The sequence below is a fragment of the Paenibacillus sanfengchensis genome (assembly GCF_036864765.1).
GTDB classification, from domain to species: domain Bacteria; phylum Bacillota; class Bacilli; order Paenibacillales; family Paenibacillaceae; genus Fontibacillus; species Fontibacillus sanfengchensis.
The window spans coordinates 20908-47058 of the sequence record NZ_JBAGJC010000021.1 but is presented as its reverse complement, the minus strand read 5'-3'; the positions used below and the strand labels follow the sequence as shown (position 1 = coordinate 47058).

26 protein-coding genes are annotated in these 26151 nt (G+C 52.1%); 4 read left to right on the top strand and 22 right to left on the bottom strand.

Annotation, left to right across the window (positions count from 1 at the left end; genetic code table 11):
* Complete coding sequence (locus V4U84_RS25140; RefSeq protein WP_334075918.1) at positions 1-747, bottom strand: DeoR/GlpR family DNA-binding transcription regulator; 747 nt, start codon at positions 745-747, stop codon at positions 1-3.
* A 206-nt stretch (positions 748-953) separates the two neighbouring features.
* Between V4U84_RS25140 and fabV the strand changes: the two genes are divergently transcribed.
* On the top strand, positions 954-2144 hold the full coding sequence (gene fabV, locus V4U84_RS25135; RefSeq protein ID WP_334075917.1) for an enoyl-ACP reductase FabV: 1191 nt from the start codon (positions 954-956) through the stop codon (positions 2142-2144).
* Positions 2145-2317: 173 nt separating this feature from the next.
* Positions 2318-4375 carry a HelD family protein gene (locus V4U84_RS25130; protein WP_334078187.1) on the top strand — a complete coding sequence of 686 codons (2058 nt, stop codon included), beginning with the start codon at positions 2318-2320 and terminating at the stop codon, positions 4373-4375.
* A gap of 13 nt (positions 4376-4388) precedes the next feature.
* Here the strand turns inward: V4U84_RS25130 and V4U84_RS25125 are convergent, their stop codons facing one another.
* The 4 genes from V4U84_RS25125 to V4U84_RS25110 all read right to left on the bottom strand — a co-directional run bounded on the left by V4U84_RS25125 (position 4389) and on the right by V4U84_RS25110 (position 8642).
* The gene (locus V4U84_RS25125; protein WP_334075915.1) at positions 4389-5369 is read right to left on the bottom strand and encodes a helix-turn-helix transcriptional regulator; all 981 of its coding nucleotides are present in this window, start codon (positions 5367-5369) and stop codon (positions 4389-4391) included.
* Between the two features lie 58 nt (positions 5370-5427).
* Positions 5428-5925 (bottom strand): DinB family protein, encoded by a 498-nt coding sequence (locus tag V4U84_RS25120; RefSeq protein ID WP_334075914.1) that lies wholly within the window; start codon positions 5923-5925, stop codon positions 5428-5430.
* Positions 5926-6112: 187 nt separating this feature from the next.
* Positions 6113-7462 carry a lytic polysaccharide monooxygenase gene (locus V4U84_RS25115; protein WP_334078186.1) on the bottom strand — a complete coding sequence of 450 codons (1350 nt, stop codon included), beginning with the start codon at positions 7460-7462 and terminating at the stop codon, positions 6113-6115.
* Positions 7463-7808: 346 nt separating this feature from the next.
* The gene (locus tag V4U84_RS25110; RefSeq protein ID WP_334078185.1) at positions 7809-8642 is read right to left on the bottom strand and encodes a patatin-like phospholipase family protein; all 834 of its coding nucleotides are present in this window, start codon (positions 8640-8642) and stop codon (positions 7809-7811) included.
* Between the two features lie 444 nt (positions 8643-9086).
* On the opposite strand from V4U84_RS25110, the gene V4U84_RS25105 reads away from it, so the two are divergent.
* Positions 9087-9293: a hypothetical protein gene (locus tag V4U84_RS25105; protein WP_334075911.1), complete on the top strand. Its 207-nt coding sequence runs from the start codon at positions 9087-9089 to the stop codon at positions 9291-9293.
* A 63-nt stretch (positions 9294-9356) separates the two neighbouring features.
* On the opposite strand, the gene V4U84_RS25100 is transcribed toward V4U84_RS25105, so the two are convergent.
* The 8 genes from V4U84_RS25100 to nrdR all read right to left on the bottom strand — a co-directional run bounded on the left by V4U84_RS25100 (position 9357) and on the right by nrdR (position 15245).
* The gene (locus V4U84_RS25100) at positions 9357-9986 is read right to left on the bottom strand and encodes a DedA family protein (protein WP_334075910.1); all 630 of its coding nucleotides are present in this window, start codon (positions 9984-9986) and stop codon (positions 9357-9359) included.
* Between the two features lie 137 nt (positions 9987-10123).
* Positions 10124-10636, bottom strand: a complete 513-nt coding sequence (locus V4U84_RS25095; protein ID WP_334075909.1) for a PadR family transcriptional regulator — start codon at positions 10634-10636, stop codon at positions 10124-10126.
* A gap of 154 nt (positions 10637-10790) precedes the next feature.
* Positions 10791-11549 (bottom strand): phosphate ABC transporter ATP-binding protein PstB, encoded by a 759-nt coding sequence (gene pstB, locus V4U84_RS25090; protein WP_334075908.1) that lies wholly within the window; start codon positions 11547-11549, stop codon positions 10791-10793.
* A 10-nt stretch (positions 11550-11559) separates the two neighbouring features.
* Positions 11560-12447, bottom strand: a complete 888-nt coding sequence (pstA, locus tag V4U84_RS25085) for a phosphate ABC transporter permease PstA (protein ID WP_334075907.1) — start codon at positions 12445-12447, stop codon at positions 11560-11562.
* Positions 12444-13346, bottom strand: coding sequence for a phosphate ABC transporter permease subunit PstC (pstC, locus tag V4U84_RS25080; RefSeq protein WP_334075906.1), 903 nt, complete (start codon positions 13344-13346; stop codon positions 12444-12446). The genes pstA and pstC overlap by 4 nt, the downstream gene beginning before the upstream one ends.
* 78 nt (positions 13347-13424) lie before the next feature.
* Positions 13425-14384: a phosphate ABC transporter substrate-binding protein gene (locus tag V4U84_RS25075; RefSeq protein WP_334075905.1), complete on the bottom strand. Its 960-nt coding sequence runs from the start codon at positions 14382-14384 to the stop codon at positions 13425-13427.
* Positions 14385-14552: 168 nt separating this feature from the next.
* Complete coding sequence (locus V4U84_RS25070) at positions 14553-14738, bottom strand: hypothetical protein (RefSeq protein WP_334078184.1); 186 nt, start codon at positions 14736-14738, stop codon at positions 14553-14555.
* Between the two features lie 36 nt (positions 14739-14774).
* Entirely contained in the window at positions 14775-15245 is a 471-nt protein-coding gene (gene nrdR / locus V4U84_RS25065; RefSeq protein ID WP_334078183.1) for a transcriptional regulator NrdR, read from the bottom strand.
* Positions 15246-15407: 162 nt separating this feature from the next.
* Between nrdR and V4U84_RS25060 the strand changes: the two genes are divergently transcribed.
* Complete coding sequence (locus V4U84_RS25060) at positions 15408-15629, top strand: alpha/beta-type small acid-soluble spore protein (RefSeq protein ID WP_334075902.1); 222 nt, start codon at positions 15408-15410, stop codon at positions 15627-15629.
* A 58-nt stretch (positions 15630-15687) separates the two neighbouring features.
* Here the strand turns inward: V4U84_RS25060 and V4U84_RS25055 are convergent, their stop codons facing one another.
* The 9 genes from V4U84_RS25055 to pnpS all read right to left on the bottom strand — a co-directional run bounded on the left by V4U84_RS25055 (position 15688) and on the right by pnpS (position 26151).
* Entirely contained in the window at positions 15688-16251 is a 564-nt protein-coding gene (locus V4U84_RS25055; protein ID WP_334078182.1) for a lytic transglycosylase domain-containing protein, read from the bottom strand.
* A complete protein-coding gene (gene coaE / locus V4U84_RS25050; RefSeq protein ID WP_334078181.1) occupies positions 16248-16844 on the bottom strand; it encodes a dephospho-CoA kinase in 597 nt (198 codons plus the stop codon). The genes V4U84_RS25055 and coaE overlap by 4 nt, the downstream gene beginning before the upstream one ends.
* A complete protein-coding gene (mutM, locus tag V4U84_RS25045) occupies positions 16841-17788 on the bottom strand; it encodes a DNA-formamidopyrimidine glycosylase (RefSeq protein ID WP_334075899.1) in 948 nt (315 codons plus the stop codon). Before mutM ends, coaE begins: the two co-directional genes overlap by 4 nt.
* 69 nt (positions 17789-17857) lie before the next feature.
* Positions 17858-20515, bottom strand: a complete 2658-nt coding sequence (gene polA / locus V4U84_RS25040; RefSeq protein WP_334075898.1) for a DNA polymerase I — start codon at positions 20513-20515, stop codon at positions 17858-17860.
* A 139-nt stretch (positions 20516-20654) separates the two neighbouring features.
* On the bottom strand, positions 20655-21314 hold the full coding sequence (gene phoU, locus V4U84_RS25035) for a phosphate signaling complex protein PhoU (RefSeq protein ID WP_334075897.1): 660 nt from the start codon (positions 21312-21314) through the stop codon (positions 20655-20657).
* Between the two features lie 19 nt (positions 21315-21333).
* Entirely contained in the window at positions 21334-22089 is a 756-nt protein-coding gene (gene pstB / locus V4U84_RS25030; protein WP_334075896.1) for a phosphate ABC transporter ATP-binding protein PstB, read from the bottom strand.
* Positions 22090-22245: 156 nt separating this feature from the next.
* A complete protein-coding gene (locus tag V4U84_RS25025) occupies positions 22246-23355 on the bottom strand; it encodes a methyl-accepting chemotaxis protein (RefSeq protein WP_334075895.1) in 1110 nt (369 codons plus the stop codon).
* Between the two features lie 146 nt (positions 23356-23501).
* Positions 23502-24227, bottom strand: coding sequence for a response regulator transcription factor (locus V4U84_RS25020; RefSeq protein ID WP_334075941.1), 726 nt, complete (start codon positions 24225-24227; stop codon positions 23502-23504).
* 121 nt (positions 24228-24348) lie between these two features.
* The gene (gene pnpS / locus V4U84_RS25015; RefSeq protein ID WP_334075894.1) at positions 24349-26151 is read right to left on the bottom strand and encodes a two-component system histidine kinase PnpS; all 1803 of its coding nucleotides are present in this window, start codon (positions 26149-26151) and stop codon (positions 24349-24351) included.

The window sequence follows — 26151 nt, the reverse complement described above, 5'->3', positions numbered from 1 at the left end:
TTATCCCTCGATTATTCTAGTTTTTTGCCCTATCGGGTCCTTCCATGACTGAGGCACCGCTTCGGTAATCAAAACGGCCTCCTCCAGATCGAACAGTTTAGCGAATGTAATTTCACCGAATTTGCTGGAATCCGCAAGAACATAGCTGCTGCCGGATAACTCATGGGCCTTTCTCTTGATCAGCGCTTCTTCCGGATCAGGAGTAGTATATCCCATCTTGGGGTCTATCCCATTCGCTCCCAAAAAACATTTGTCAAACCTGAAATTTTCCATATTCTGAAGCGCGATGCTGCCGATCACCGCTTTGGTATGCATTTTCATCATTCCGCCGAGCAGGTAGCTGCGGATATTTTTGCCCACCAATGCCTCGACATGGGACAGACCGTTCGTGACGACGGTTATATTTTGCGCTTCGATATACGGAATCATGGTTAATGTGGTAGTGCCGGCATCCAGGTAAATGCATTCTCCATCATTCAGCTGCTTGGCGGCCAAGCGAGCAATGACGTGCTTTTGTTGAACGTTTTTGAGCGTTTTCTCCTCCATTCCCGGTTCGAGGCTTTTTTGCCCCGGCAAGGCGGCACCGCCGTGAATACGCTTTAATAGCTTTCGTTCCTCAAGATCGACAAGATCCCGCCTGACGGTGGATTCCGAAGCACCCAACAGCTCGGTTAACTCCTGGAGCTTCACGACGCCACGTTCTTGTAAGCGCTGTAATATTACTCCGTATCTCTCTTCTGTCAGCATATTTAAACCTCCATCTGCTCCTATAGTACCATAAAATAGATAAAAAACAATCAAAATATTTCACAAACAATCAATTTCGTTCATTCCGATTTCGCATCTTGTGGCCAAACTTTTGCAAATTCGAAAATACAGGTACAATAGTGAAGATGAATCAAATTTAAAATAGGCTGTAGGTTAGTTTTTGAAGAAAGGAACGAATCGATTCTATGATCATTAAACCCAGAACCCGCGGCTTTATTTGCACAACAGCCCATCCGGAAGGATGCGCGCGCCAGGTAGAGCAGCAAATTGACTATGTAAAAAAACACCCTGCGATTCATGGGCCGAAAAATGTGCTTGTCATTGGCGCCTCCACGGGATATGGGCTTGCTTCCCGCATCGTCACGGCCTTTGGAGCGGGTGCCAATACTGTCGGCGTCTACCGTCCGAGCGCCGCCAGCGCCACGCGGACCGCTTCCGCCGGATGGTACAATTCAGCCGCTTTTGAGCGGGCCGCTAAAGAAGCGGGCCTTAAGTCCTTAAGCGTAACCGGAGATGCCTTTTCCGCAGAAACCAAGCGGAAAACGGCCGAGCTCATCCGCAGCGAGCTGGGACAGGTCGACCTGGTTGTCTACAGTGTGGCGACGGCCCGCCGTACCCATCCCGAAACCGGCGAGACACACACCTCCGTGCTGAAACCGATCGGCCAACCTTACACCAACAAGACCGTAAATTTTCATACCGGTGAAGTCAGCACCGTTACGCTCGAGCCGGCCAGCGAACAGGAGATTGCCGACACGGTAACGGTTATGGGCGGTGAAGACTGGCAGTTGTGGATCGAAGCGCTGGACAAAGCCGGTGCTTTGACGGAAAATGCGGTGACGGTCGCCTATTCCTATATTGGCTCCAACATCACGCAGCCGATTTATCGGGAAGGAACGATCGGCCGGGCCAAGGACCATCTGGAACAGACGGCCCGAGAGCTTTCGAACCGCCTCTCCAAAGGCGGAGGCCGGGCTTACGTCGCGGTCAGCAAAGCGCTGGTCACCCAATCCAGCTCCGCCATACCGGTTGTGCCGCTTTATATGTCCGCGCTTTACAGGACCATGAAGGAAAAAGGTGTTCATGAGGGAACGATTGAGCAGATGTACCGTTTGTTTGCCGATCGCCTTTACGCGGGCGGGGAAACTCCGGTTGACGCGGAAGGCCGGATTCGGATCGACGACTGGGAAATGCGTGATGATGTGCAGGCCGAAGTGGCAAAATTGTGGGACGAGCTGGACTCGGAAAATATTTATCGGCTCTCCGATCTGGAAGGTTTCCGCCGGGAATTTTTCCAGTTGTTCGGCTTTGAAGTGGACGGCGTGGATTATGAGCAAGATACCGATCCTGTTGTGGAAGTGATCAACGTAAAATAAGGGAACAAACAAAAACGGTTGGAACAAGGCAGCACCTTGGACCAACCGTTATTTTGTATAGGTATTTTTGGACCCACGTACAAAATATAATAATACAAAGGTAAGTATAAGTCTATACTTTTTTCGCGTTGCTTCTATACTTAGGGGACAGTCCGACAAGAGGAGGCAACGGTATGATCAACCAAACAGAAACGCAAGAAAGAATGTATCTGACGGAAATTACAAACAAGCTCCGGCAGGCTGCGGAAGGGATAAGTCAACATGTATCACTTTCATACCAGGAAATTATTGAAGCCAAAAAATATGTATGGTCAAATATCGGCCAGTTGGATCCCGCGGAGCGAGCGGCGAACCGGATGGATATCGGCCTCCGGATCGATGCGGGAGAGAAGTCCAAGGACAAGCTCAGAAAGCTGACCAAGCTGCTGGAATCCCCTTATTTCGGGAGGGTGGATTTTAAAAAGAACAATGAAGATGACGGCGAACCCTTTTATATTGGAATCCACGCGTTTTCCGAAGAGAAGAATCAAACCAACCTCATTTACGACTGGCGTTCACCGGTAGCCACGCTTTTTTACGATTTTGAAAGCGGTTCGGCTTACTTCGAGGCACCGGCGGGAATAGTCGAAGGCCAAATCACATTAAAAAGGCAGTATAAAGTTCGAAACGGAAACATGGAATATATGATCGAAAGTTCGATGAATATCCATGACGATGTCCTGCAAAAAGAACTTAGCGCAACGTCGGACGAAAAAATGAAAAATATCGTCGCCACGATCCAGAAGGAACAGAATGCCATTATCCGGAACGAGACCTCTTACGAGCTGATCATTCAAGGCGTGGCCGGTTCCGGAAAAACCTCGGTGGCCCTTCACCGGATCGCTTTCCTGCTCTATAAGCAGAAAGGTGTGCTGACTTCGCGCAACATTCTGATTCTGTCGCCCAATAAGGTGTTCTCCGATTATATTTCCAATGTTCTGCCGGAACTCGGAGAAGAAAATATGCTGGAGACCGGAGTCCAGGAGCTCGCCTCCGCCGAGTTGGACGGATGCTGCTCCTTTCAGACCTTCAACGAACAGGTGGTGGATTTGATACAGCGGGATGATTGGCAAACCAAGGAGCGAATCGCTTACAAATCCAGGGTAGAATTCGTTACGGAGCTGGACGAGTTCATCGAATTCGCCGACCGGAACGACTTTATCGCTGCCGATCTGCAAATCGAATCCTTCTTTATTCCCAAGGAGCTGATCAGCACGCGTTACTATGCCCTGCGTAGAATGCCGGTGAAAGCAAGATTGGGTAAGATAGCTAACCAGATTTCTGGGGAACTCAAAGGACCAGACGGTGAGAAGCCTTCCGCCTCCACAGCCCGGCTGATCCGCTCCGCCATTCAAAAAATGTACCGGCACGCAAATCTTCTAACCCTGTACAAGGCCTTTTACAGCTACTTGGGGAAGCCCGAGCTTTTTAAACCTCTACGCCCCAAAACTATCGAATATAGCGACGTGTTCCCGATGATTTATGTAAAGCACTATTATGAAGGCCTTACGCCTTATGAATTCGTGAAGCATTTGGTCGTGGATGAAATGCAGGATTATACGCCGGTTCAATATGCGGTGCTGTCGATTCTTTTCTCCTGCAAAAAGACCATTCTGGGCGATGCCGGACAATCCGTAAATCCGTATTCTTCAACTTCCCTAAATGAGATCAAGTCCATGTTCCCGGCGGCCGAAACCGTCCAATTGAACCAAAGTTACCGTTCCACCTTGGAAATTACCGAATTTGCCCGGAACATCAAAAACAACCCGGATCTTATCCCGGTGAAGCGGCACGGCGAAGAACCCCTTCTACAGCCATGCGGGGGAGCCCCCGAAGAATTGGCGCGGATTCAACAACATGTCGAGAACTTTATGCTTTCGGAATATCGCTCCTTGGGAATCATCTGCAAATCGACGAAGCAAGCGAATTCAGTCTACGGATATCTGCAAAATTGCGATATTCCCGTCAAGATGCTTGACTTCAACAGTCTGCAGTACCACGAAGGCATCGTCGTAACCACCGCTTATTTGGCGAAAGGATTAGAGTTCGATTCCGTTCTCGTTCCCTTTGCCGATCAGGACAATTACCGAAACGAGATGGATCAAAGCTTGCTGTATATCGCCTGCACCAGAGCCATGCACCAGCTTGTTCTTACCTACGCCGGGGAACCGTCCCGTTTCCTGCCGGCCTAAATCACGGCTGGTGTCACGTGTTTGGCTGCCCGCTCATTGTTCCGTAGTGATCCGCGATGTCTAGGCTTGCCTCGACCAGCCTTTCGATGAACCAGTCGGGCTCCAGGATGCGCAGCGCCCTTCCATAAGGAAGAAGCAAATGCGGGACATAAGAAATCAACGATTCTCTTCCGAGCCGAAAGACCGCCTCTTCCTTGCCTCGATTGACCAGCGCGTGACCGAATAACCAATGCCGGCACAGTTCGTTCAGCACCTGCTCCTTCCCGGAAACCCGGACGGTCACCAGCGTTTCGCTCTCCAGGGAGCCGGGAAGGAGGCCGGCAAACAAATGCGATTTGGCCGAAAAATTGTCAGGACGCTTGAAATGCTGTTCCGTGGCCGCAAGCCCGGTAATTCGGTCCACCCGGAAGCTGCGGATACTCCCGCGCAGGCGGCAGTAACCCACCGTATACCAGCTTCCCTTCCAATGTACGATTCCGTACGGATCGAACAACCGCGAGGTAGGGGCTCCCTTCCCCTTATCGTACAGCATTTCAAGTGTTCTCTCCTCCGCCGAGGCCTGCTCCAGTTGGGCCAAGAGGTTTCTTTCCCGCTCCTCCGAAGGAGGCTGAATGACCGCTAAACCCTGATCATGCCGCTCCATTTCGCTGAGCTGTTCTTCATTGGTGTACAGCTTCAGCTTATCTACCGCCCTCTCCAGCGCCTGCGTGTGAGGGTAGCCCGCCTCCCTGGCGAAAGTGGCGGCATGAACCAGAGCCTTTTGTTCATCCCGGTCAAACATAAGGGGGGATTCCGCAAAGCGTCCCAAGATTCTGTAGCCGCCTCCGGGGCCCGGCTCCGCAATGATCGGCGCACCGCTGGCGCACAGCGAGTCGATACAGCGGTAGACAGTACGGACATGAATCTCCAGCCTTTCCGCGATCTCTTGGGCGGTCATTTTTCGGCCCGAACGGAGCATCCAGAGGATCGACAGCATTTGATCGGCTTTGGACATGTAGCGTTACCTCAATTCCTTAAGGGAAAGTCCCCGAATTTCCTTCATTGTACCTTTTTTATTTTAGAGGTTCCATCCCTGCCTCGACCCAGGATTCGTAGGTTTGCCCATAAACCTCAGGGATTCTCAATCCCGCCTGGCGCATAAGCACCGTCATCTGCCCTCGGTGATGGGCTTGATGCATTAGGGTGAATCGCAGCATTTCCCCTAGCCGATAAGGTTGTCCCATAATCTCCTGCATTTCTTGAAGCCGGGCGTCATCCCATTGGGTTTGCACCGCCTTCTGCAGGGCCAAACTCACTTTTTCATATTGCTCCGCAATGAAAGCCGCCGATTCGGGAACTTCCGCTCCTCCGGCCGGACCGTCAAAAATCAGCCCGCAGCCGGTCATATAATGCGGCGAAAGCGCGAGATGCCAGGCGATATCCCCAAGTGTCCTGCGGCCTGGGATCACCTGCCTGGTCAATGACTCGTCTGTAAGAGCGCTCATCACTTTCTCCGTTAATTTCCGTTCTTCTTCCCATTCTTGAATAAAGGCCTCTATTTTCCAAAACATTTGCATTCCTCCATATCGCGTCAAATGACATGCCTGAACCGAAGTTTTCTTACTCATGACTAAAGTCGCGAGTTTGCGAAAACTCGTTATCAAATTTTCTTTTCGGTACGAGTATACAAAAAAATCACTGACAGTTTCGGTCAGTGATTTTTTCGTTATAATCCTAATATTCTCTATCGGTCAAATCTCATTTCAACCGCCAAAGCGCCGGAGTCGTCGAAGGCTCCCAGCCTTCCAAAGAAGTATGGGCCTGCCGGCATTCGTAGACGGCACCGTTGTAGGTTACCATAGCCCCTACGGCATAGGCGACGTTCGGGGACCATTCCGGAACGGACGGAGCTTCGGACGTTTTCGCGGTCACCGCGTTGCTTGCCGCCGATTCGTTCCCCGCCGCATCCACCGCTTTAACCGTAAAACTGTAGCTCGTATTCGCGCTAAGTCCTGTAACGGAATACGAAGTGGTTGTACCGCTTACCGTTTGGACAAGCGTGCCGCCCCGGTAAATGCGATAGCCGGTTACACCCACGTTATCTGAAGAAGCATTCCACATCAACGCGATGCTGGAGGAGGTTGGCGTCCCCATCACATGCAGATAGCCCGGGGCAGTTGGCGCATGTGTATCGTTGACAACTTGGCCTGTCCTTACGTTTACCGCGTTGCTTGCCCCCGACTCGTTCCCGGCCGCATCCACCGCCTTGACGGTGAAGGAATAAGCCGTATCCGCCGACAAACCGGTCACGGTATGGTTCAAAACCGTGCCCGGGACTGAAGCGATTAGACTCCCTCCCCGATAAATCCGGTATCCCGTGACACCCACATTATCTGTGGAAGCGTTCCAGGAAAGGTTGACGGTGGTGGAAGTAATTCCGCTGGCCGCCAAGGAACCGGGGGCACTCGGTTTTTGCGTGTCGACCGGGTTCGTCCCCCCGAAATTCACGTCGATGACGTTATAAAAAGCATTGGCCGTATCCGCAATCTCCCAGACCGCCAAAATCACATGGTAGCCGCTTCTTTCCGGTACATTGCAAGTATCGGAGTAGGTATACGGCGGGCGGGCACCACCGTAGTCCACGGAGCAAAACGGTGTCAGATCGAAGGAGTTCCGCGACAGTGGAGCATTGGGATTCCATCCCGGTTTTGTAATATAATATTTCCAACTGCTGGTAGCGTGAGGAACTTTCAAATCCCAGGTGAACGTATTGGGACCGGAAGAGATATTTACTTTACTCCAACGGGTGGCGGACTGTTCATCCAGCTTAGGGAATATACCGCCTGCACTGGCAATTTTCCCGTCCGCCGGCCCGGCCGCCGGAAATCCTTTGGGCGCTTCCAGACTCTGCGGTTCATAAATAATCGCACCGCAATCGGTATTCTGGCCGTTCTTGCACAAGATCGCCCGACTTCCGGGAGAATCAACGTAACCATGGGCGGAAGCTTTTTCCGATAACAGGACCATACAAAAAACAGCAACCAACATAACCCCCAAAGAAGTAACCGCTCTCATCGAAAAAGACCTCGAAAGACGAATAGCTGCCATAACCTATGCCTCCTTTGATTTTGAAGTTGTCCGTCCCCATCCTGCTGTCTTTCCTGTTACTCCAGTGTATGAAAGCCCGCCTCACTCCTTCCCGAAACCGATTTATATAAATCTCTCACGAGATCTATATACGCAACGACCGAAACGATCTAGGAAGTGATTTGCTAAGTTTGCCTAACTTGCCCCATTATAACCTTAAATTTGAAATTTGTGTGAATAAAACCCAAGTTACAGTGATAAATGACAGAAATTGTAGTTTTTTATAATCCCCATCCTATTCCAGCGGTTTGAACCCGCAAAAAAAACTCCGAATCGGATTCGGAGCTTCAGGTTCGGATCGCCTTTTTTAAAATAAGCGGTGTATCTCATCCATTCGCTTCATCGCCAACTCGTATCCATGCTGACAGGTTTCGCGCAGCTTTCCGATATCCTTCTCAAAGCTGTTGAGGGGAACCTCCGGCCGAAGAAGGATGGCTTGGCCCTCTCGTTCCAGTTGCTCGCAGAAGGCAACGGTTTCATTATAGTGCTTATGCCGCGTCAAAAGAACTTCCTCCAGCTTGGGAAATCTGCGGCGTAGCAGCTTTGCCGCCCGTACGGTCCGCTTGCTTAACCTTTTCTCATACCCTTTAGGCTGGGTCAATACAATGAGGTGTTTGGCATTCCCGTCGGCCACCGCCTTGCGGATCGGGATGGGATCCGCCAATCCTCCGTCGTAATACTTTTGGCCATTCAATTCGATCGCCGGAAAAACAAAAGGAATGGCGCAAGTGGCGCGCAGCAGGGTCCACTGTTCATCGGCTTCAAGGCCGTTCAAATATTCGGGCGATCCCGTATGCGCATTAGTAACGCCGACAAGAACCTTTCCCTTATAAGACCTGTAAGTAGGCGTATCAAAGGGAACCAGCCGGGACGGGATTTCCTTAAAGATAAAATCCAAACCAAACAAACTGCGGTTTTTGAAAAAGTTCCGGTAGCCTATGTATCTGGAATCATTCCGATAATTCTCCATGATCTCCAGGTTTCTTCGCTTTTGTTTGGAAATATAGGAAATTCCGTTGCTGATTCCCGCGGAAACGCCAATGCAATAAGGAAACATAATCCCCTCATCCAATAGGGCATCCATCACGCCGGAGCTGAAAATCGGACGAAGAGTCCCGCCTTCCAACACTAAACTTGGCACGCCAATCCTCCTCACGTCTCCTGAGTTCGGGTTATCTTATTAATCATAGACCAGGACAGCGAGGATGTAAAATGAAACCATGAAAAAGGACCCTGGCGCAGCAGGGCCCTTCCTCGACGTCAAAAGGTCTTAATAGAAGCCTTTGGATACGATAACCAAAAGGATAAACAGGACCAGAATAACACCCGTAGAAGTCCAAATTCCGCCGACGTATCCGCCATTATTTCCGTTTTCGCAATATCCCGACATGACTTTCCCTCCCTTTTCTCAGTATACGGTATCATATTAAGCATAACGTCCAAAGGCCACGGCAAGCGCACAGAAGCCGGCCCAAATCACGCTTCCCGCCGGTCCGGGGCGAAAGTCCAACCTTTACAGCGCCTACTCCCTTTACGCACCCCCGGCATATCCTGAGATAAAGACGATTTAAAGCAGGTGGTACGTATGCCCAATAAAGGAAAAGTGGCGATCAGGAGCAAAAATAAGAAGAACTCGCGCGGCGGTAACAGTACGATCACCAATTCAGAGATAACGGCGGACGATTTGGCCCTCATTGGGGCGGGTCTTACCGTCCTGGGAGATCTTTTCGCCTTTTTGTCACTGGTTAAAGTCCGTCAAGAAAACGAGGATGAAGGAACGGAGAAAAGCTAAAGAAAAAAACGCCGGATATGTCGGCGTTTTTTTATGTACTGCGCCGAGGATTCGGCACTCGCGTCATGGAGTTTTGACCTGCTTAAGCTTCCATTTTCTCCACTTCCGCCACTTTATATATAAGATTCCCGCCAATAAGGCGCCCAAGCCTCCGAAAAAATAAACGAGATATTTCTCCACCAGTACGATAACCTGCTGCCACTGCTCGCCAAAAATATATCCGATACCGACAAAAACGCAGACCCACAAAAGTGCACCAGGATATGCATAAAGCGCAAAAGTTCGAAAAGGAACCCGGATAATGCCGACAAAGTAACCGAAAAATTGCCGGACTCCCGGAACAAAAAAGCTGATCAACAGCATTTTATTACCGTATTTATCATAGATTTTGCGCGTCTTCTCCAAATAGGCCGGTTTCAGCATGATCCATTTTCCGTATCGCTCCACCAGCGGGGCACCCACATGATGCCCAATCAAGTAAGTAATCGTAATTCCTATCGCAGAACCTGCAAATCCCGAGAGAATCGACGGCAGAAAAGCGAGCACTCCTTTATACGACAAGTAACCGGTATAGGTCAATGTCGTTTGCCCCGGGGGCAGCGGCAGCGCAATGAAGTCCACGGGAAGACCGAGCAGCAGCACAAAGTAACCGAACTCTCGGAACATTCCCTCTATCCACTCCAGCAATTGCATAAATATCCTGTCTCCTCATCCAGTCACCCGGCGCAGTCAACTGCACTGGCCGAAAAAGTATATTATCAGTATGATCGTAAAAAGGAAAATTCAAAATAGCCTCCGGTCGCGTTGCTTCCCCGTCCATGGTCCAGAATTTATAACTGGTCCAGCTCAGCTTGCAGCCGAATGATAATCTCTTCTTCCTTCATCATCATATCTTGCAGGTAGAGCGACAATTCCCGTGAGAACAGGGGCAAATCTCCTTGCCCCAGCTTTTCCAAACGCAGCCGTTTCTCGGCCAGTGCTTGTCTTCTGAAGACGAGAAGTCGCATACGCGCCGGCTTGTCCAGAAAATGATAGTAGGCCAGCCGAAGACCCCATTCCTCATCCGATTCGATCAGCTCCGGCGAAAAACGGTGAAGGGTGTCCAAAAAAAAACGCCGTCCCGACTCTGTGATCGCATATACATGGCGATTAGGTCTCTTATCTTGCTCCTCCATCGTTTTGCTGACCATCCCCCGCTCTTCAAACCGTTTTAGCTTCGGATATAGCGAGTTGTTGTTGATCATTCTCTGACTGTTCAAAACAACCACGATATTCTTTTTGATTTCGTATCCGTGCTTTGGCCCTTGCATCAACTGAGCCAATATCAGTACTTCAATATCCATTCCTGATCCTCCGAACCGTAATATCCAGTAAAGGCCGTCATATCCTCTTATTTTACTCGATCCTCCCATTACGTGCCAACACTTGTTCAAATGACAAGAAAAAGGAAAATCCGGCCGGCCCCTTGGGCCAGCCGGATTCGGTCCGGAATTGAAATTATCCAAATCTGCCGGATATATAGTCATCGGTTCGCTTATCTGTCGGATTGGTGAAAATTGTGCTCGTATCGTCGAATTCGACCAACTCGCCCATAAGGAAAAACGCGGTTTTCTCCGACACGCGCGCGGCTTGATGCATGTTGTGCGTTACGATGATAATGCAGTATTCGCGCTTTAGATCGGCGATAAGTTCCTCGATTTTCGCACTGGACACCGGGTCCAGCGCCGAAGCCGGTTCATCCATCAAAATGATGCTCGGATTGACCGCGATCGATCTGGCGATGCACAGCCGCTGTTGCTGCCCCCCCGACAGGGAGAGGGCCGAGCGGTCCAGCCGGTCCTTCGTCTCATTCCAGAGGGCTGCTTTCGTCAACGCCTCTTCCACGATTTCATCCAGCTTCTTTTTATCGCGGATGCCATGGTATCTCGGCCCGAAGGCAATATTCTCATAGATGGACTTATGAAAAGGATTCGGCCGTTGCCAAACCATGCCGATTTTCTGGCGCAGCAGCACCACATCAGTCTTGGGGTCGTTGATATTCTCGTCTCCGATCCAGATCTCCCCGGTGATCTGGGCTCCATCGATTAAATCGTTCATCCGGTTCAGACTGCGCAAAAAGGTGGATTTGCCGCAGCCGGACGGGCCGATCAGCGCCGTGACCTGGCGTGAGGCAAAATCGAGGGAAATTTCCTTGACCGCCTGCTTTTCCCCGTAGAATACGCTCAAATCTTTGGTGGACAGTTCTATATTAGGCATGGGAGTCCTCCTATTTCGTTGCCGTAAATTTCTTGTGCAGCATGCGTCCGATCCACCGGGCCGCCAAGTTGAACAGCAGTACTGTAATAATCAGGACGGCCGAAGCACCCGCGGCAATTTCCGGCGCATCCGGCGCCAGCCCCTCGGAATTGATCTTCCAGATATGAACGGCCAGCGTTTCCGCCGGACGGAACGGATTGAGCGGTGACATCGGACTCAGCGGATTCCAATCGGAAAAATCGAGTCTCGGGCTGCTCATCCCCGCAGTGAACAGCAGAGCGGCAGCTTCGCCGAAGACGCGGCCCGCGGCCAAGATCGTACCGGTCAGAATGATCGGCAGGGCGATGGGCAGCATAATCGATTTGATCGTTTTCCATTTGGATAAGCCCAGGGCCAAGCTTGCTTCTTTCTGCGCCTGCGGAACGCTGGCCATCCCCTGCTCCGTAATCCGGACCATCAGAGGCAGGTTAAATACGGTCAATGCCAACGCACCCGCGAACAAGGAGAAGCCAAAGCCGAACACGTTAACGAACACCAGCAAGCCGAACAAGCCGACCACGATAGACGGGAATGAAGACAGCACTTCGACAATAAGGCGAATAAAATCGGTAACCTTCCCCGGCTTCGCGTACTCGCTCATGTAGATCCCCGCTCCAAGCCCGAGCGGAACCGTGATAATCATTGTGAGGACAAGCAGGAAAAGCGAGTTAAACAGCTGCGGTCCGATCCCCCCGCCTTCCTTGATCGTTTCCGGCGGCGATGTCAAGAAATCAAAGCTGATATGTCCAATGCCGCGTACCAAGATAAATCCGAGCAAACCGGCCATAATCAACAATATAATACCGGCGAAAAAAATGATGACGGCTGTTGCGACTTTGTCTGCGGTTTTTGCGTTCATCGGTTTGCTCTCCTTTCAAGCCAGCGAACAATAAAGACGAAAACGAAGGTCATTAACATCAAAATGAGGGCCAATGTCCACAAAACGTTGTTTTGCGTCGAGCCCATGACCGTATTCCCCATGCTCAGCGTAATCGCACTGGTCAAGGTGGAAGCGGACTCGAACAGGGAGTGCGGAATATGCGGCGCATTCCCGATGACCATCTGAACGGCGAGCGCTTCGCCGAAAGCCCGTGCCATGCCGAGAACGACTCCCGTCATCAGGGAGGGAAGCGTCGTCGGAATCACGATTCTGGCCAGCGTCTGCCAACGGGTGGCCCCAAGCGCATAGGAACCTTCCTTAAGGCCCGGCGGCAAAGCCGCGAGCGCATCCGTAGCAATCGATGTCATCGTGGGCAGGATCATAATGGACAGCACGCTGGCCCCGGCGGCAATCCCGAGGCCTTGTCCCGGGAAGATATCCCGGTAAAACGGAACGATCACGCTGAGACCCACAAACCCGTAAACAACGGATGGGATCCCGGCCAGCAGCTCGATCGCGGGCTGCAGATATTTCCGCCCAACCTTCGGCATAATTTCAACCATGAACAAGGCTGCGCAAATACTAAGCGGGGCGGCGATAATCGCGGCCATAATCGACGTACTGAAGGAACCTATGATAAACGGAAGCGCGCCGTACAAAGGCGGTTCTCCCTCCGGCTTCCATTCGGTCCCTCCAAAGATTTCTCCAATGGAGATGCCATCTTTGATAAAGGAGCTAAACCCTTTGGTGGCGACAAAATAGACTAATGAAAATATAGTCACAACAAGAAGCACAATACATAAGGAGGTAAAAACTTTACCAGTCCACTCTTCCATAATGTGCTGTTTTATTTTGCGATTTTCTCTGGACCGAGCCATGAGACCTCTCCTTTTTGAAAGCACAGAAAGAGGCAGAATACTCCGCCTCTTGTCTTGCCGTATGATGATGTCGATCTATTATTTCGTGATGTTGCCATCCAGATCGCGCTTCACCTGCATTTTGCCGGCCGGAATGTAACCAAGCTCTACGACATCCGCGTTTTGAATTTCATCGGATACCATGTAGTCCAGGAACGCCTTTACCACTTCATTCGGCTCGCCTTTGGTGTACATGTGCTCGTAAGCCCATACCGGATAAGTGCCGTTCGCTACATTTTCTTCCGTCGCTTCCACACCTTCATATTTTACAGTCTTCACTTTTTCGTCCAGGTAAGAAAGTGCCAGGTAACCGATCGCGCCGGGAGTTTCGCTTACAAGCTTTTTAACCGTGCCCGAGGAATCTTCCTGAATGGCGCCTGGAAGGTCTTCGGTCTTCGTGCCGAGCGCGTATTTCTCAAAAGTAGCGCGCGTACCGGAGCTGGACGGTCTGTTTACGATTTGAATCTTTTGATCCGGACCGCCTACGTCTTTCCAGTTGGTGATTTTGCCGGTAAAGATTTGAACCAACTGGTCTTTAGTCAGATTATCGATCGTAATTTCAGGATTTACCACCGCAGCCATAGCCACCACCGCAACTTGATGGTCAACCAGTCCTTTGGCCGCCGCCTCATCCAATTTCTCTTCCGCAAACACGTCGGAGTTACCGATGTCCGCTTGTCCGCCGGATACTTGCGTCAAGCCCGTACCGCTTCCTCCGCCTTGAACTTGAATCGATACTTTAGGGTTCTTCTCCATAAATTTCTTGGAGGCTTGATCCACCAGCGGTTGAAGTGCGGAGGAACCTACAGCCAGAATCGAACCGGAAAGCTCGGAAGTTGTTGTTTCTCCACCGTTTGCGGCACCTTTCTCTCCACTTGCGGAATTCGTGGTTCCGGTGTTTGTTCCGGCACCCTCACTATTTGTCTTGTTCCCTTGGCCGCAAGCAGCCAATGCGAAACTTAAAACCAAAGTCATTACCAAGACCAAACTCTTTTTCATTGTTAAGGTTTCCCCCTCATTTGTTTGTACAACTCGATTATAAGCAGCAAATATCAAACCCATGTTTTTGTTTTGTAAACGCAATGTAAAAAATTCGAATAAAAAAACGCCTGCCCAGAAGAAACTCCGGACAAACGTTTACCAATGTTATATGCGCGAACTTTAGTTTTAGTCCACCTGCTTTTGTAGAATCTTTACAGCTATGGCTCCGAGGGCCGCACCGGCCAGACCGAAGAATGACACGGAAGCGATGACGGGATAAGATGTCCATCCCAGCAAAAAAGCGATCCCACTGCCGAAGGTGGTACCTCCCAGAAAACCGCAAGCGGGTCCGATGAGCCGATTTGACTGCATCCGCTCTCACTCCTTAGTAAAGAAAATAACTTATTGTTATTGATCTTCTTCGGTTGTTTTGGATAAGAGACCTTTCAGTTCTTTCATAAACATATTGATATCCTTAAATTGGCGATAAACCGAAGCGAACCGCACATAAGCGACCTCATCGACGGGATAAAGCTGTTCCATAACCAGTTCGCCGATTTGTCGGCTTTCCACCTCCGCATTGGCCGATTGCCGAAGAGAACGCTCCGCTTCGGAAACAATGGACTCCAGTTGCTCTACGGAAACCGGCCGTTTCTCACAGGCCCGGATCAAGCCGCGAAGCAGCTTCTCTCTGCTAAATTCTTCCCGGCTGCCATCCTTCTTAATCACGATCAGCGGCATCTCTTCCACCATTTCAAACGTGGTGAAGCGGCGGTTGCACTTTTCGCACTCCCGGCGGCGGCGGATGGAACGGTTCTCGTTCGCCGGTCTGGAATCCAGCACCTTCGTACCTAAATAATCACAATAGGGACATTTCAAAAGAATCTCCCTCCTTTCGTTTTCGCCCTAAGCTCTTCATCACGATTCATTGAACTACGGATTTTCTTATTTCTTGATTCCAATATATAACTTTAAAAACAGGTAATGAAGTTGCCGAATCCCGAGCATAATACAGTTACCAACCACAAGGAGGTGAACATCATGGCCCAAAACAACAATTCTTCGAATGACCTGGTGGTTAGACAAGCTTCCGGAGCACTGGAGCAAATGAAATATGAAATCGCTCAAGAGCTTGGCATCTCTTTCCCACAAGACGGATATGCAGGTAACCTGACTTCTTATGAGAACGGTTCGATCGGTGGTTTCATCACTAAACGTTTGGTAACCCTGGCCGAGCAATCGCTGGCAGGTCAATTCAGATAATAATCACCGATCAACGGGAAGCGAGGGCAGCTTTTAGCTGCCCATGCTTCTTTTTGAATTAAAAATCCTCATATATACTTGAATACTGTTTATAATAATGGGAAACCCGTTGTACATAATGCCTCGTTTCGCCAAAAGGAATATCCTTCGCGCTCTCGAGCCGACCGTCCCAGCGGCCGCTACGAAGCCAGTTTTTCACGTTGGTGGGCCCCGCATTATAGGCGGCGATGACCGCTATCATATTCCCGTCAAACTGGTCGGAGAGCGATTTCAGGTACCAGGTTCCGATCCGGATATTGGTCCCCGTCTCCTCCTTAACCCGGTTCAGCGGGACATCCTCCAGCTTGGCCTTCTCGATCACCCATTTCGCCGTATCCGGCATAATCTGCATGATACCGAGCGCTCCCTTTTTGGACTCCGAACCCGGCTTATAATTCGTCTCCACTTTGATAATCGCGGCCACCATTAACGGGTCCAGACCGTTGCTGCGGGCATGATGGCGAATTTCCTCTTTATAAGGGATCGGATAAAAAAGCGACAGCCATGCGGAATTGAAAAACAAGATCAGGATAAAGCCCAAAAACAACAAAAGCAGCACTCTTTTTTTACGAAGCCAACTCATGCCAGTCCCTTATCCCGCCAAAAGGTATCAATTTGACGTTCCGTCTCTTCTCTGCCGTGACTGTTATCGATCAAAACATCCGCCCTCTCTCTTTTTTCTTCGATATCCATCTGGGCATTCAGTCTGGCTTCCGCTTCATCTAAAGTCAGCCGATCCCGCAGCATCAAACGCTCCAATTGAATGGCTCGGGGGACGTAGACGACCATCACCTCTTCGTATACCCCTTCCAGACCAGACTCAAAGAGGAGCGGAATATCCGCCACAATCAGTCTTCGCGGCTCCGCCGCTTCGATTCCCGTCATCCTTCTCTTCATCTCCGAACGAATCGCCGGATGCGTAATGGCTTCCAGCGCCTTGCGCTGGCCCGTGTCGGAAAAGACGATCGCACCAAGCTTCTTGCGGTCAAGGCGCCCATCCGGCAGCAGGATTTCCCTTCCGAACCGTTCCGCCACCGCGTCCAAAACAGGATGACCCGGCTCCATGATTTCTCTGGCGATGACATCGGCATCGATTAACGCCGCTCCCCGCTTAACGAGCATCTGTGATACCGTGCTTTTTCCGGTCGCGATCCCCCCGGTTAACCCGATATTCATCCTCTCACTCCATTTCCGGTATGAGCCCGTTTAGAAGCGGGACCTTTCGCTTTCGCCTTCGTTTTTTCCTTAGGCTTCCCCTGAACGCTGTTTTTCTTCACAACAGGTTCGTCCGCATATTGCGGCTGGCAGCTCGGGCAAAAATGAGTTCCGCGTCCTCCCACGACCGTCTTCTCCACGGCTTGTCCGCAATTAACGCAAGGTTCTCCCTGCCGGCCGTAAATCCGCAGCGAATGCTGGAACATCCCCATTTCGCCCTGTCCGTTCACATAGGATTTGATCGATGAACCGCCGGCCTCCACCGCTTCGGTTAACGTAGCCAATATCGCCTCGTACAGACGGGTCAGTTCGGCATCGCCGAGCCGGTTGGCCGGGCGCTCCGGGTGAATGCCCGCGCGGAAAAGCGCTTCATCCACATAAATATTCCCTAGCCCGACCACGTATTCCTGGTTCAGCAGCGCCGGTTTGATCTTCGTGGTCCGCCCCGAGATCGCCTTCCGGAACGCTGCCTCGGTAAAGGTATCGTCGAGCGGTTCCAAACCCAGTTTGGCCAACGGCTGGTTGCTAAATTCCTCGCCGGGCAAAAAAAGATGCATCGTCCCGAACTGGCGTACATCTTTATACCGCAATTCCGTTCCGTCCGTAAAATGAAATATGACGTGCGTATGCTTCTCCAGCGGATCGCTGCCATCATAAAGGCCGTACCGGCCTTCCATCCTCAGATGAGAGACCAGCACCAGCCCGTCCATAATGATCCGCAAAAATTTCCCCCTGCGGCCCACATCCAGAATCCGGTGTCCCGCCAGTTCCAGCTCGAAGCGCCGGATATCGTCCGGCCGCTGGATAATTCGCGGCAGCAGCACACTGACCGATTGGATGGTTTTGCCGACAATGAGTCCGGTCAGCGTTCTTCTGACCGTCTCCACTTCCGGTAATTCCGGCATTGTCTTGTCACCTCGATGTCTATAGTAAAGCTACGGCTGTTGAAGAAGGCCCAGCCGATACTCGGACGGTTACTTGGCCTCATACCAGTTCGTACCGCTGCTGACCTCGGCCTTCAACGGCACGGACAGGTCCAGCGCTTTCTCCATCGTTTCCGGTACCAGCTTGGTCATGGTGTCAAGCTCCTCCGGCGGCACTTCAAAGACAAGTTCGTCATGCACCTGCAGCAGCATCCGGCTTCGGAGCCCGCGGGTGCGGAGCGCCTCGTCCATCAGCACCATCGCCAGCTTGATGATATCGGCGGCGGTTCCTTGAATCGGCGTATTCATCGCCGTTCTTTCGGCGAAGGAGCGCAGGTTGAAGTTGGACGCGTTAATCTCCGGAAGATAACGCCGGCGTTCCAGCAGCGTTTTGACATAGCCGTCCCGTTTCGCATCGCGAACGATATTGTCCATGTAACGCCGCACGCCCTCGAAGGCGTCGAAATACTGGTCGATAAAACGAGCCGCTTCCTTCCGCGTGATGTTCAAGTTCTGCGAAAGCCCGTAATCGCTGATGCCGTAGACGATGCCGAAGTTTACCGCCTTGGCGGAACGGCGCATATTCGCATCCACCTGATCCGCCGGCACGCCGAAAACGTCCATCGCGGTCTTCGTATGGATGTCCATGTCGTGCAGAAACGCTTCCTTCAGTCCGGGATCATCCGAAATATGCGCGAGCACGCGGAGCTCGATTTGCGAGTAGTCAGCGCCCAGAATGAGCCACCCTTCTTCCGACGGCACGAAGACCTTGCGGATTTTCCGGCCCTCCTCAAGACGAATCGGAATGTTCTGCAGGTTCGGGAACTGGCTGCTTAGCCTGCCCGTGGCCGCTACCGTCTGGCGGAAATACGTGTGCACTTTTCCGGTCTTGCTGTGAATTTCCTTAAGCAGACCTTCAACATAGGTCGACTGCAGCTTGGCCAACTGGCGGTATTCCAAAATATACTGCACGATCTCGTGATAAGGGGCCAGTTTCTCCAGCACTTCCGCGTCGGTGGAATACCCCGTTTTCGTCTTCTTGATCACGGGAAGGCCAAGTTTATCGAACAGAATTTCGCCCAATTGTTTGGGGGAATTTAAGTTAAATTCCTGACCGGCGATCTCGTAAATTTGGGAGACGAGCTTGTTGATCTGAGCCTCGAACTCTTTGCCGAGCTCGATCAAGGCATCCCGGTTCACGGCAACCCCCTGCTTCTCCATATCCGCCAAGATCCGGGATAACGGCATCTCCAGCTCATAGAAAAGCCGGTTCATCTCGTTCTTCTCGAGTTCGGCCTGCTGAAGCGGAACGATCTTCGCAATCGCCCCGCATTTGCGGGCCAAATGGCGGCTGAGCGTCTCCTCATCCGGCACTTTGAACTTGGCTCCCTTGCCGTATACTTCCTCATCCGAGGCCAGGAAGGACAGTCCGTATTTGGCGGCCAGGGCGCTGAGCGTCTGATCGCCTTCCGTCGGATCCAGCAAATACGCGGCAAGCTGGATATCGAAATCCGCCCCGGCGAACGGGATGTCCTGCCAATGAAGGGCAAGATCGGTCCGGTGCAGATCATACCCGTGTTTTTTGACGTTGGGATCGGACAGCCAGGCAAGAACCGGCCCGGCCTCTCCGCTCTTCAAAAACTCGGGCGAGAGATAAAATTGACGGTCCGCCGTCGAAAGAGCCATGCCCATCACATCCGATTGGTGCGGATTTTCCCCGGTCGATTCCACATGCATGGCTTCGATCCGAGGCAGGGCTTCCACCAGTTCGGACAAGGTCTCAGCATCCACAATCGTCACGTTTACCTCTTGCTCCGGTTCCGCTGAGGCTCCCGCTCCCGCGGTGTCTCCGCCCAAATTCAGCCGCTCCAGCAGCGATTTGAACTCCAGCTTGCGCAATATCGGCACCGCCGTCTCTTCACGGAGACCGTTAAATACCATATCGTTCCAGGTCCGTTCCACCGGCACCTCCCGGAAAATCGTCGCCAACCGTTTGCTCATTCTTGCATCCTCGGCATGGTTGACCAAATTTTCCTTCATTTTCCCCTTCAGCTCATCCGTACGGGACAGCACTTCCTCCACGGAGCCGAATTGATGCAGCAGCTTCAGCGCCGTTTTCTCCCCGATCCCGGGAACCCCCGGAATGTTATCCGAAGCATCGCCCATCAAGCCTTTCAAGTCGATGATTTGCAGCGGGGTTAAACCGTACTTCTCCTCGATCTCCTTCGGCCCGTAAGGCTCCACCTCACTGATCCCTTTCCGCGTCAGCGCCACGGTAACTTTCTCGCTGACGACCTGCAGCATATCTTTATCCCCGGTAACGACCAGAACCTCACGACCCGATTCTTCTCCCTGCTTGCTGATCGTGCCGATAATATCGTCCGCCTCGTAACCGGACAGCTCAAACCAGGAAATCCCGAAGCTCTCCAGCAATTCGCGCATCAACGGAAATTGTTCCGACAGCTCGGAAGGCGTCTTTTCCCGGCCTCCTTTATACTCCTGGTAGCCTTCATGACGAAATGTCTCTTTGCCCGCGTCAAAAGCAACCAGGATATGGGTCGGTTTCTCCTCCTGGATCAGACGAAGCAGCATATTCGTAAATCCGTATACGGCGTTCGTGTGTAAACCGCTCGAATTGGTCAGCGGCGGCATCGCAAAAAAAGCGCGATAAATAATGCTGTTGCCGTCAAGTAGCATCAATTTTTCCATATGACACCTCGTCCTTCAGCTTAATCCTTTACCTATTCTAACACATGCGCCACTTATATAAAAAAGCAAAAACAAAAAAGGAGCCCCCGGACAAATGCCGGAGGATCTCCTTTAAAACTTGCTCCACTGTTAAAGTTCTTTATTGGTTAAGATCCGGTCGGTGACCCGTGACCAAATATACGGTGCTTTCCCCAATATTGGTGGCATGGTCGGCAATCCGCTCGATGTAACGGCCTACCAATGTCAGAAGCATGGCCTGCTGCAGCGTGTCGGGATGCTCCGTCATATGGGAGTACAGATCCCGGATGATTTGGCTGTATAAATGATCGACTTCATCGTCGTCCTTCGCCATTTTGTAAGCCAGGTCGGTGTTTTCGTCGAGATAGGACTCCAGCGATTCCCGTACCATCGCGATGACCAGTTGGGCCATTTTCGGAATGTCCACCAGCGGCTTGATCAGGGTTTGCCCTTCCAGACGGATCGTGACTTTGGCGATATCGATCGCAAGGTCCCCCATCCGCTCCAGATCGCTGGATATCTTGAAGGCCACGATGATCCGGCGCAAGTCCTTCGCCACCGGCTGCTGGGTGACGATGAGGCGGGAGCCGAGATCCATCACCTGTTCTTCCAATTCGTTAAGAATCACGTCGCGCTCCACGATTTTCTTGGCCAAGCCCGTATCCAAGGCTTGCAGAGCGGAGATGGCCTCGCTTAGCGCATCCTCCACGTGTTCGCCCATTTTTCTGAGCAGTTGTCTCAGATCCTCCAAATTCTGGTCAAATTCTTTTCTTTGTATCATCTCGGGTAGCCTCCTTCTGTTAACCGAAACGGCCGGAAATATAGTCTTCAGTACGGGAATCCCGCGGGGTGGAAAAGAGCGTGCGCGTATCGTCGGCCTCTACGATCTCCCCGTTGAGGAAGAAGACCGTGCGGTCGGAAATCCGTGCTGCCTGATGCATGTTATGCGTGACCATAACGATGGTATACCTGGATTTTAATTCCTGAACCAGCTCCTCGATCTTGAGCGTCGAAATCGGATCCAAGGCCGATGTCGCTTCGTCCATCAGCAAAATTTGCGGCTGCACGGCTATTGCCCGGGCAATACAGAGCCGCTGCTGCTGGCCGCCGGAAAGACTGAGCGCGGAGCGTTTCAGGAAATCCTTCACTTCATCCCACAAAACCGCCTGACGCAAGCTCTGTTCGACGATCTCATCGAGTCGGGCTTTATTTTTCATCCCGTGCAGTCTTGGACCGTAGGCTACATTATCATAAATTGATTTCGGAAAAGGATTCGGCTGCTGAAACACCATCCCTACCTGCTTCCGCAGCGTTTCCACCTGAACATCCTCACCATAAATTTCCGCCCCCGCAATCTTCACGGAGCCTTCAATTCTCGTGGCCGGAATCATGTCGTTCATCCGGTTCAATGTCCGCAGCAGTGTCGATTTGCCGCAGCCGGAAGGCCCGATAAAAGCGGTGATCGCTTTTTCCGGAATGTCGAGAGACACGTTTTTTAACGCGTGGAATTGATCATAGTAAAGGTTCAGTTGGTCAATATGAATAATCGAGGTCATGTCATTTCTCCCACTCTGTAAAAATGTAATCTCAATACGAAGCACGGACCTCACGCTTGGCGAGCCCGTGCTGACGCTTAGGTAAATGGGTACATGACGATTCTACCTCAATTATGTAAAAGGGGATAAGCTCAAATGTAAACGCTGTGTAAAAATTCACTCTCCATCGGCTTCGGCAAGCTTCGTTAATTCTTCCCTGACAAGCCCGGTCGTCCGCACGGCGGTTTCCGCCGAATGGGCGACTTCCTTCCCGCGGACTTCGGTCTGCCGAGCCGATTCGACGAGCTGGGAAAACGTATGCTCCGCCTTGTTCACCCGCCCCTGGCTTTGTTCCATCTCCCGGGCCGTCGAAACGGCGGTATCTGCGGTTTGATTCACCAGGCTGCCCACCAGTTCCAGCGTCGCACCGATTTCGCCCGACAGCTTCTTCGTCTGAAAAGCCAGCTTGCGGACCTCGTTCGCTACGACCGCGAACCCGCGCCCGTGCTCCCCCGCATGCGCCGCTTCAATGGTCGCGTTCATCGCCAGCATCCCGCTCTGGTCCGCAAGCTCGCGGATCCGGGCGGCAACCTGCGAAATTTCCCCCGCGCGGGCGGCGAGCTCGGTGACCTGGCCTTCCTGCGAACGCGTCAACTCGGCGACGCGGGCGAACATCGCCTTCACCTCTTCCAGTTCCAGCCTTCCTGCGGTTGCCAGCCCCGACATACGCTCGGTCTCCTTGAGGCTGCGCTTGGCGGCTTCGGACGCCTGCCCGGCCGCCCGTTCGATTTCCAACACGCGAGTAGCGCTCTGCGTCACGGCGATTCTTCTCGCTTCCTCCGCCTCCCGCTGCAAATTTCGCGAGAGCATCATCAGGTCCTGCACCGTCATAATGCCGAAAAACTTTCCGCGCTCCGTGATGATAAGACAATCGTAAAAATGAAGGCCTTTGCGGCCAAGCGCCGCATCCAGCAATTCGTAAGCCGGTACGGACAGCTCGCAGCGGAGCGGGGATCGCTCGGAGAACTCCAGCGCGGGCCGTTCATAGAACAGGTCGGCGGCAAAACGACCGGCCAAATAGCGATAGAACGTATCCCGCATAATTAACCCGACCGGAAAATGACGTTCGTCGGAAATCACGATGCACGGAATATCGGACTGCTTCTGAAACATCTGCAGCACCTCCCGGCACAATTCATGCGGGCCGATCACCGGGACATTTCGGCAGTATTCCGCCGTATCCGTAAAGGTATCCCTGTTTAGCTCCAGTACTGCCTGATTGCTCATCTCCTACCACTCCTTGTCCCTACTTCAAACAGGGGTATGTCAGAAATGATAGTTCAGGATTGTTACGGGAATATTCACAGGACGATAGACCCATGTAAAATAGCCTAATATTCATCATTTTGTAAAAAAAGTCCATCATCGAAAAATCAATGATGGACCGACTTTTTCTTGTTTACCACAAGTTTATAACCAACCCCGCGAATCGAATCGATGTGCACCGAACCCGGGTCCAGTTCCAGCTTTTTGCGCAGCGAGCTGACATGGACATCCACCGTTCGCTGGCCGCCGATATAGTCGAATCCCCAGACGGCGTTCATCAGGTCGTCGCGCGTCATCACCACACCGGGCTTTCGGGCCAGATAAAGGAGCACTTCAAATTCCTTCGGCCTCAGCGTGATCTGTTCCCCATTCAGCGTAACCTCGTACTTCTCCGGATATACCGTCAGCGCTCCGAGCGAAATCTGCGCCTCTTCGGACACCGCCGTGGTCTCCCGTTCTTCCTGGCCGTTGGAACGGCGGAGCACGGCAGCCACCCGAGCCAACAGTTCGGCCACGCCGAACGGTTTGGTAATGTAGTCGTCAGCCCCAGACTTCAGTCCCTCAACAACCTCCTGCTCCGCATTTTTGGCCGTCAAAATAATGATCGGCGTCTTGACGCCCTCTCCACGCAGCTTGGACATAATCTCAAACCCGTTCATGCCGGGGAGCATCAGATCCAGCAAGATGAGATCAAAATCCTGCTGCATCGCCGTATCAAAGCCCGCTTGGCCATGCTCGGCCACCACGACTTCGTACCCCTCGCTGGTCAAATTGTAAGACAGCAGTCTCGAAAGCGTCGGCTCATCTTCTATTACCAACAATCGCTGCGTCATAGTAACCCCCATTTTCTCCAGTAGTTGCAGATCCATCCCATTTCACGCCCTTTAAACAAGCCAAGCATATCATGGATATGTTAACGGGGTGTAAAAATATAAAAATACGGAAAAAGCGAGCTTAACTTTCCTCATCGTGATGCTGCATAAACGGAAGCTCCACGATGAAAGAGGAACCTTCACCGACTTTGCTCTCAACGCGGATCGTCCCCCGGTGCAGCTCCGTCAAATGTTTGACGATGGAAAGCCCGAGCCCCGTACCGCCGGAACTGCGAGACCGCGCTTTATCCACCCGGTAGAAGCGTTCGAAGATGCGGGGCAGATCTTTTTTCGGAATCCCGATCCCCGTATCGCTTACCGTAATCCGCAGTTTTTCCTCCTCGTCCCCGTCGCCGAGCACCTCAGCCTCCACTTTGACCCGTCCGCCTTCCAGCGTATAGCTGATCGCATTGGATAACAGGTTCATAAAAATTTGCCGCAGCCGATCCTCGTCCCCTTCTATAAACAAATGCTCGGGAACCATCTGCAGCATCACGATCGATTTCTTCCTGGCCGCCGGATCCAGCATTTCAAAGATGCTGTCAAACAGCTCCTTTAAATGAACCGGAGCGTATTCTAGGGGAACCCGCTTCGATTCGATCTTCGACAATTCCAAAATGTCGCCGATCAGGCGGTTCAGCCGTTCGCCCTCATCCAATATGATCTGCAGGAAGGATCGCTTCGTATCCTCGTCCTTCACGCCCCCGGCCAATAAGGTCTCCGCGAAGCCCTTCACCGCGGCGATCGGCGTCTTCAGTTCATGGGACACATTGGCCACGAATTCGCTGCGCATGACCTCCAGCCGGCGGATATCGGTGACATCCTGGAGAAGGAACAGCATCCCCCGATAGCTCCCGTCATCCTCAAACATGGGAACGCCGTCAAACTGGACGATCCGTTCCTCGGGCGAATACAAATTCCGCTCCTCCCGCAAAAATTCCTTACGGGTGATCCCCTCCTCCACAAACTTCATGAACTCGTAATTCCATTTCAGCTCATGGTACGGCTTTCCCTGAACCTGGTCGCTGCGCAAATGAAGGATCCGTTCCGCCTCGCGGTTGATCACTGCGATATTCTCGGACGCATCCACCATCAGTATGCCGCCGGTCATGTTGGCGAGCACACTCTGCATCAAATCCTCGTTATCGTGGATCACCTTGAGCTGCTGCTGAAGACTGTCGGCCATCCCGTTGATGGCATGCCCCAACTGGCCGATTTCATCCTTCCGGTCCAGATTCACCCTGGCGTCGTAATCCAGCCGGGAAATCCGGTTCGCCACCCGGGTAATATGCTCCAGCGGCTTGGTTAATCCGGACGCGACGCGGTAGCTGACGAGGGCGGCCGCGACAAACAACAGGAGAAGCCCGCCCGCCATCAAGTACCAGCCTTTATTCATCTCTTTCCCCACGGCTTCGAGGCTCATCGACAAACGGATATAGCCCTCAAACCCCCGGTCGGATTTGACCCGGTGCGCAACATACAGCATATCCTCGCCGATCGTTTCGCTGTACCGGATCGCACTGCCGACGGCATCCCCCTCGGCAGACTGGATTTCCTTGCGTCCGGCGTGGTTGTCCATCTCCCCCGGAAGCATTTCCGAATCCCCTATGACCTCTCCGTCAAGCGTAATAAACGTGACCCGGGAGTCCGTCAGCCGATCAAGCTCCCGCGCCCGGTCCGTGTAATAATCGACGGCATCCGGGCGATCGGGAGGAATGAAAGCGAACGTGCTCTCCAGTAAATTGATTTCCCGTGCCATATTTTCCTCTAGCGCACGAATGTGGGAATCTTTAAAAACCTGAGCCATCGTAAGGCCGGCGGCCAACATCGAGACGCCGACCAGGCTCATTAAAATCAAGGTAAGCCTTGTGCGAAAGGTTTTCAT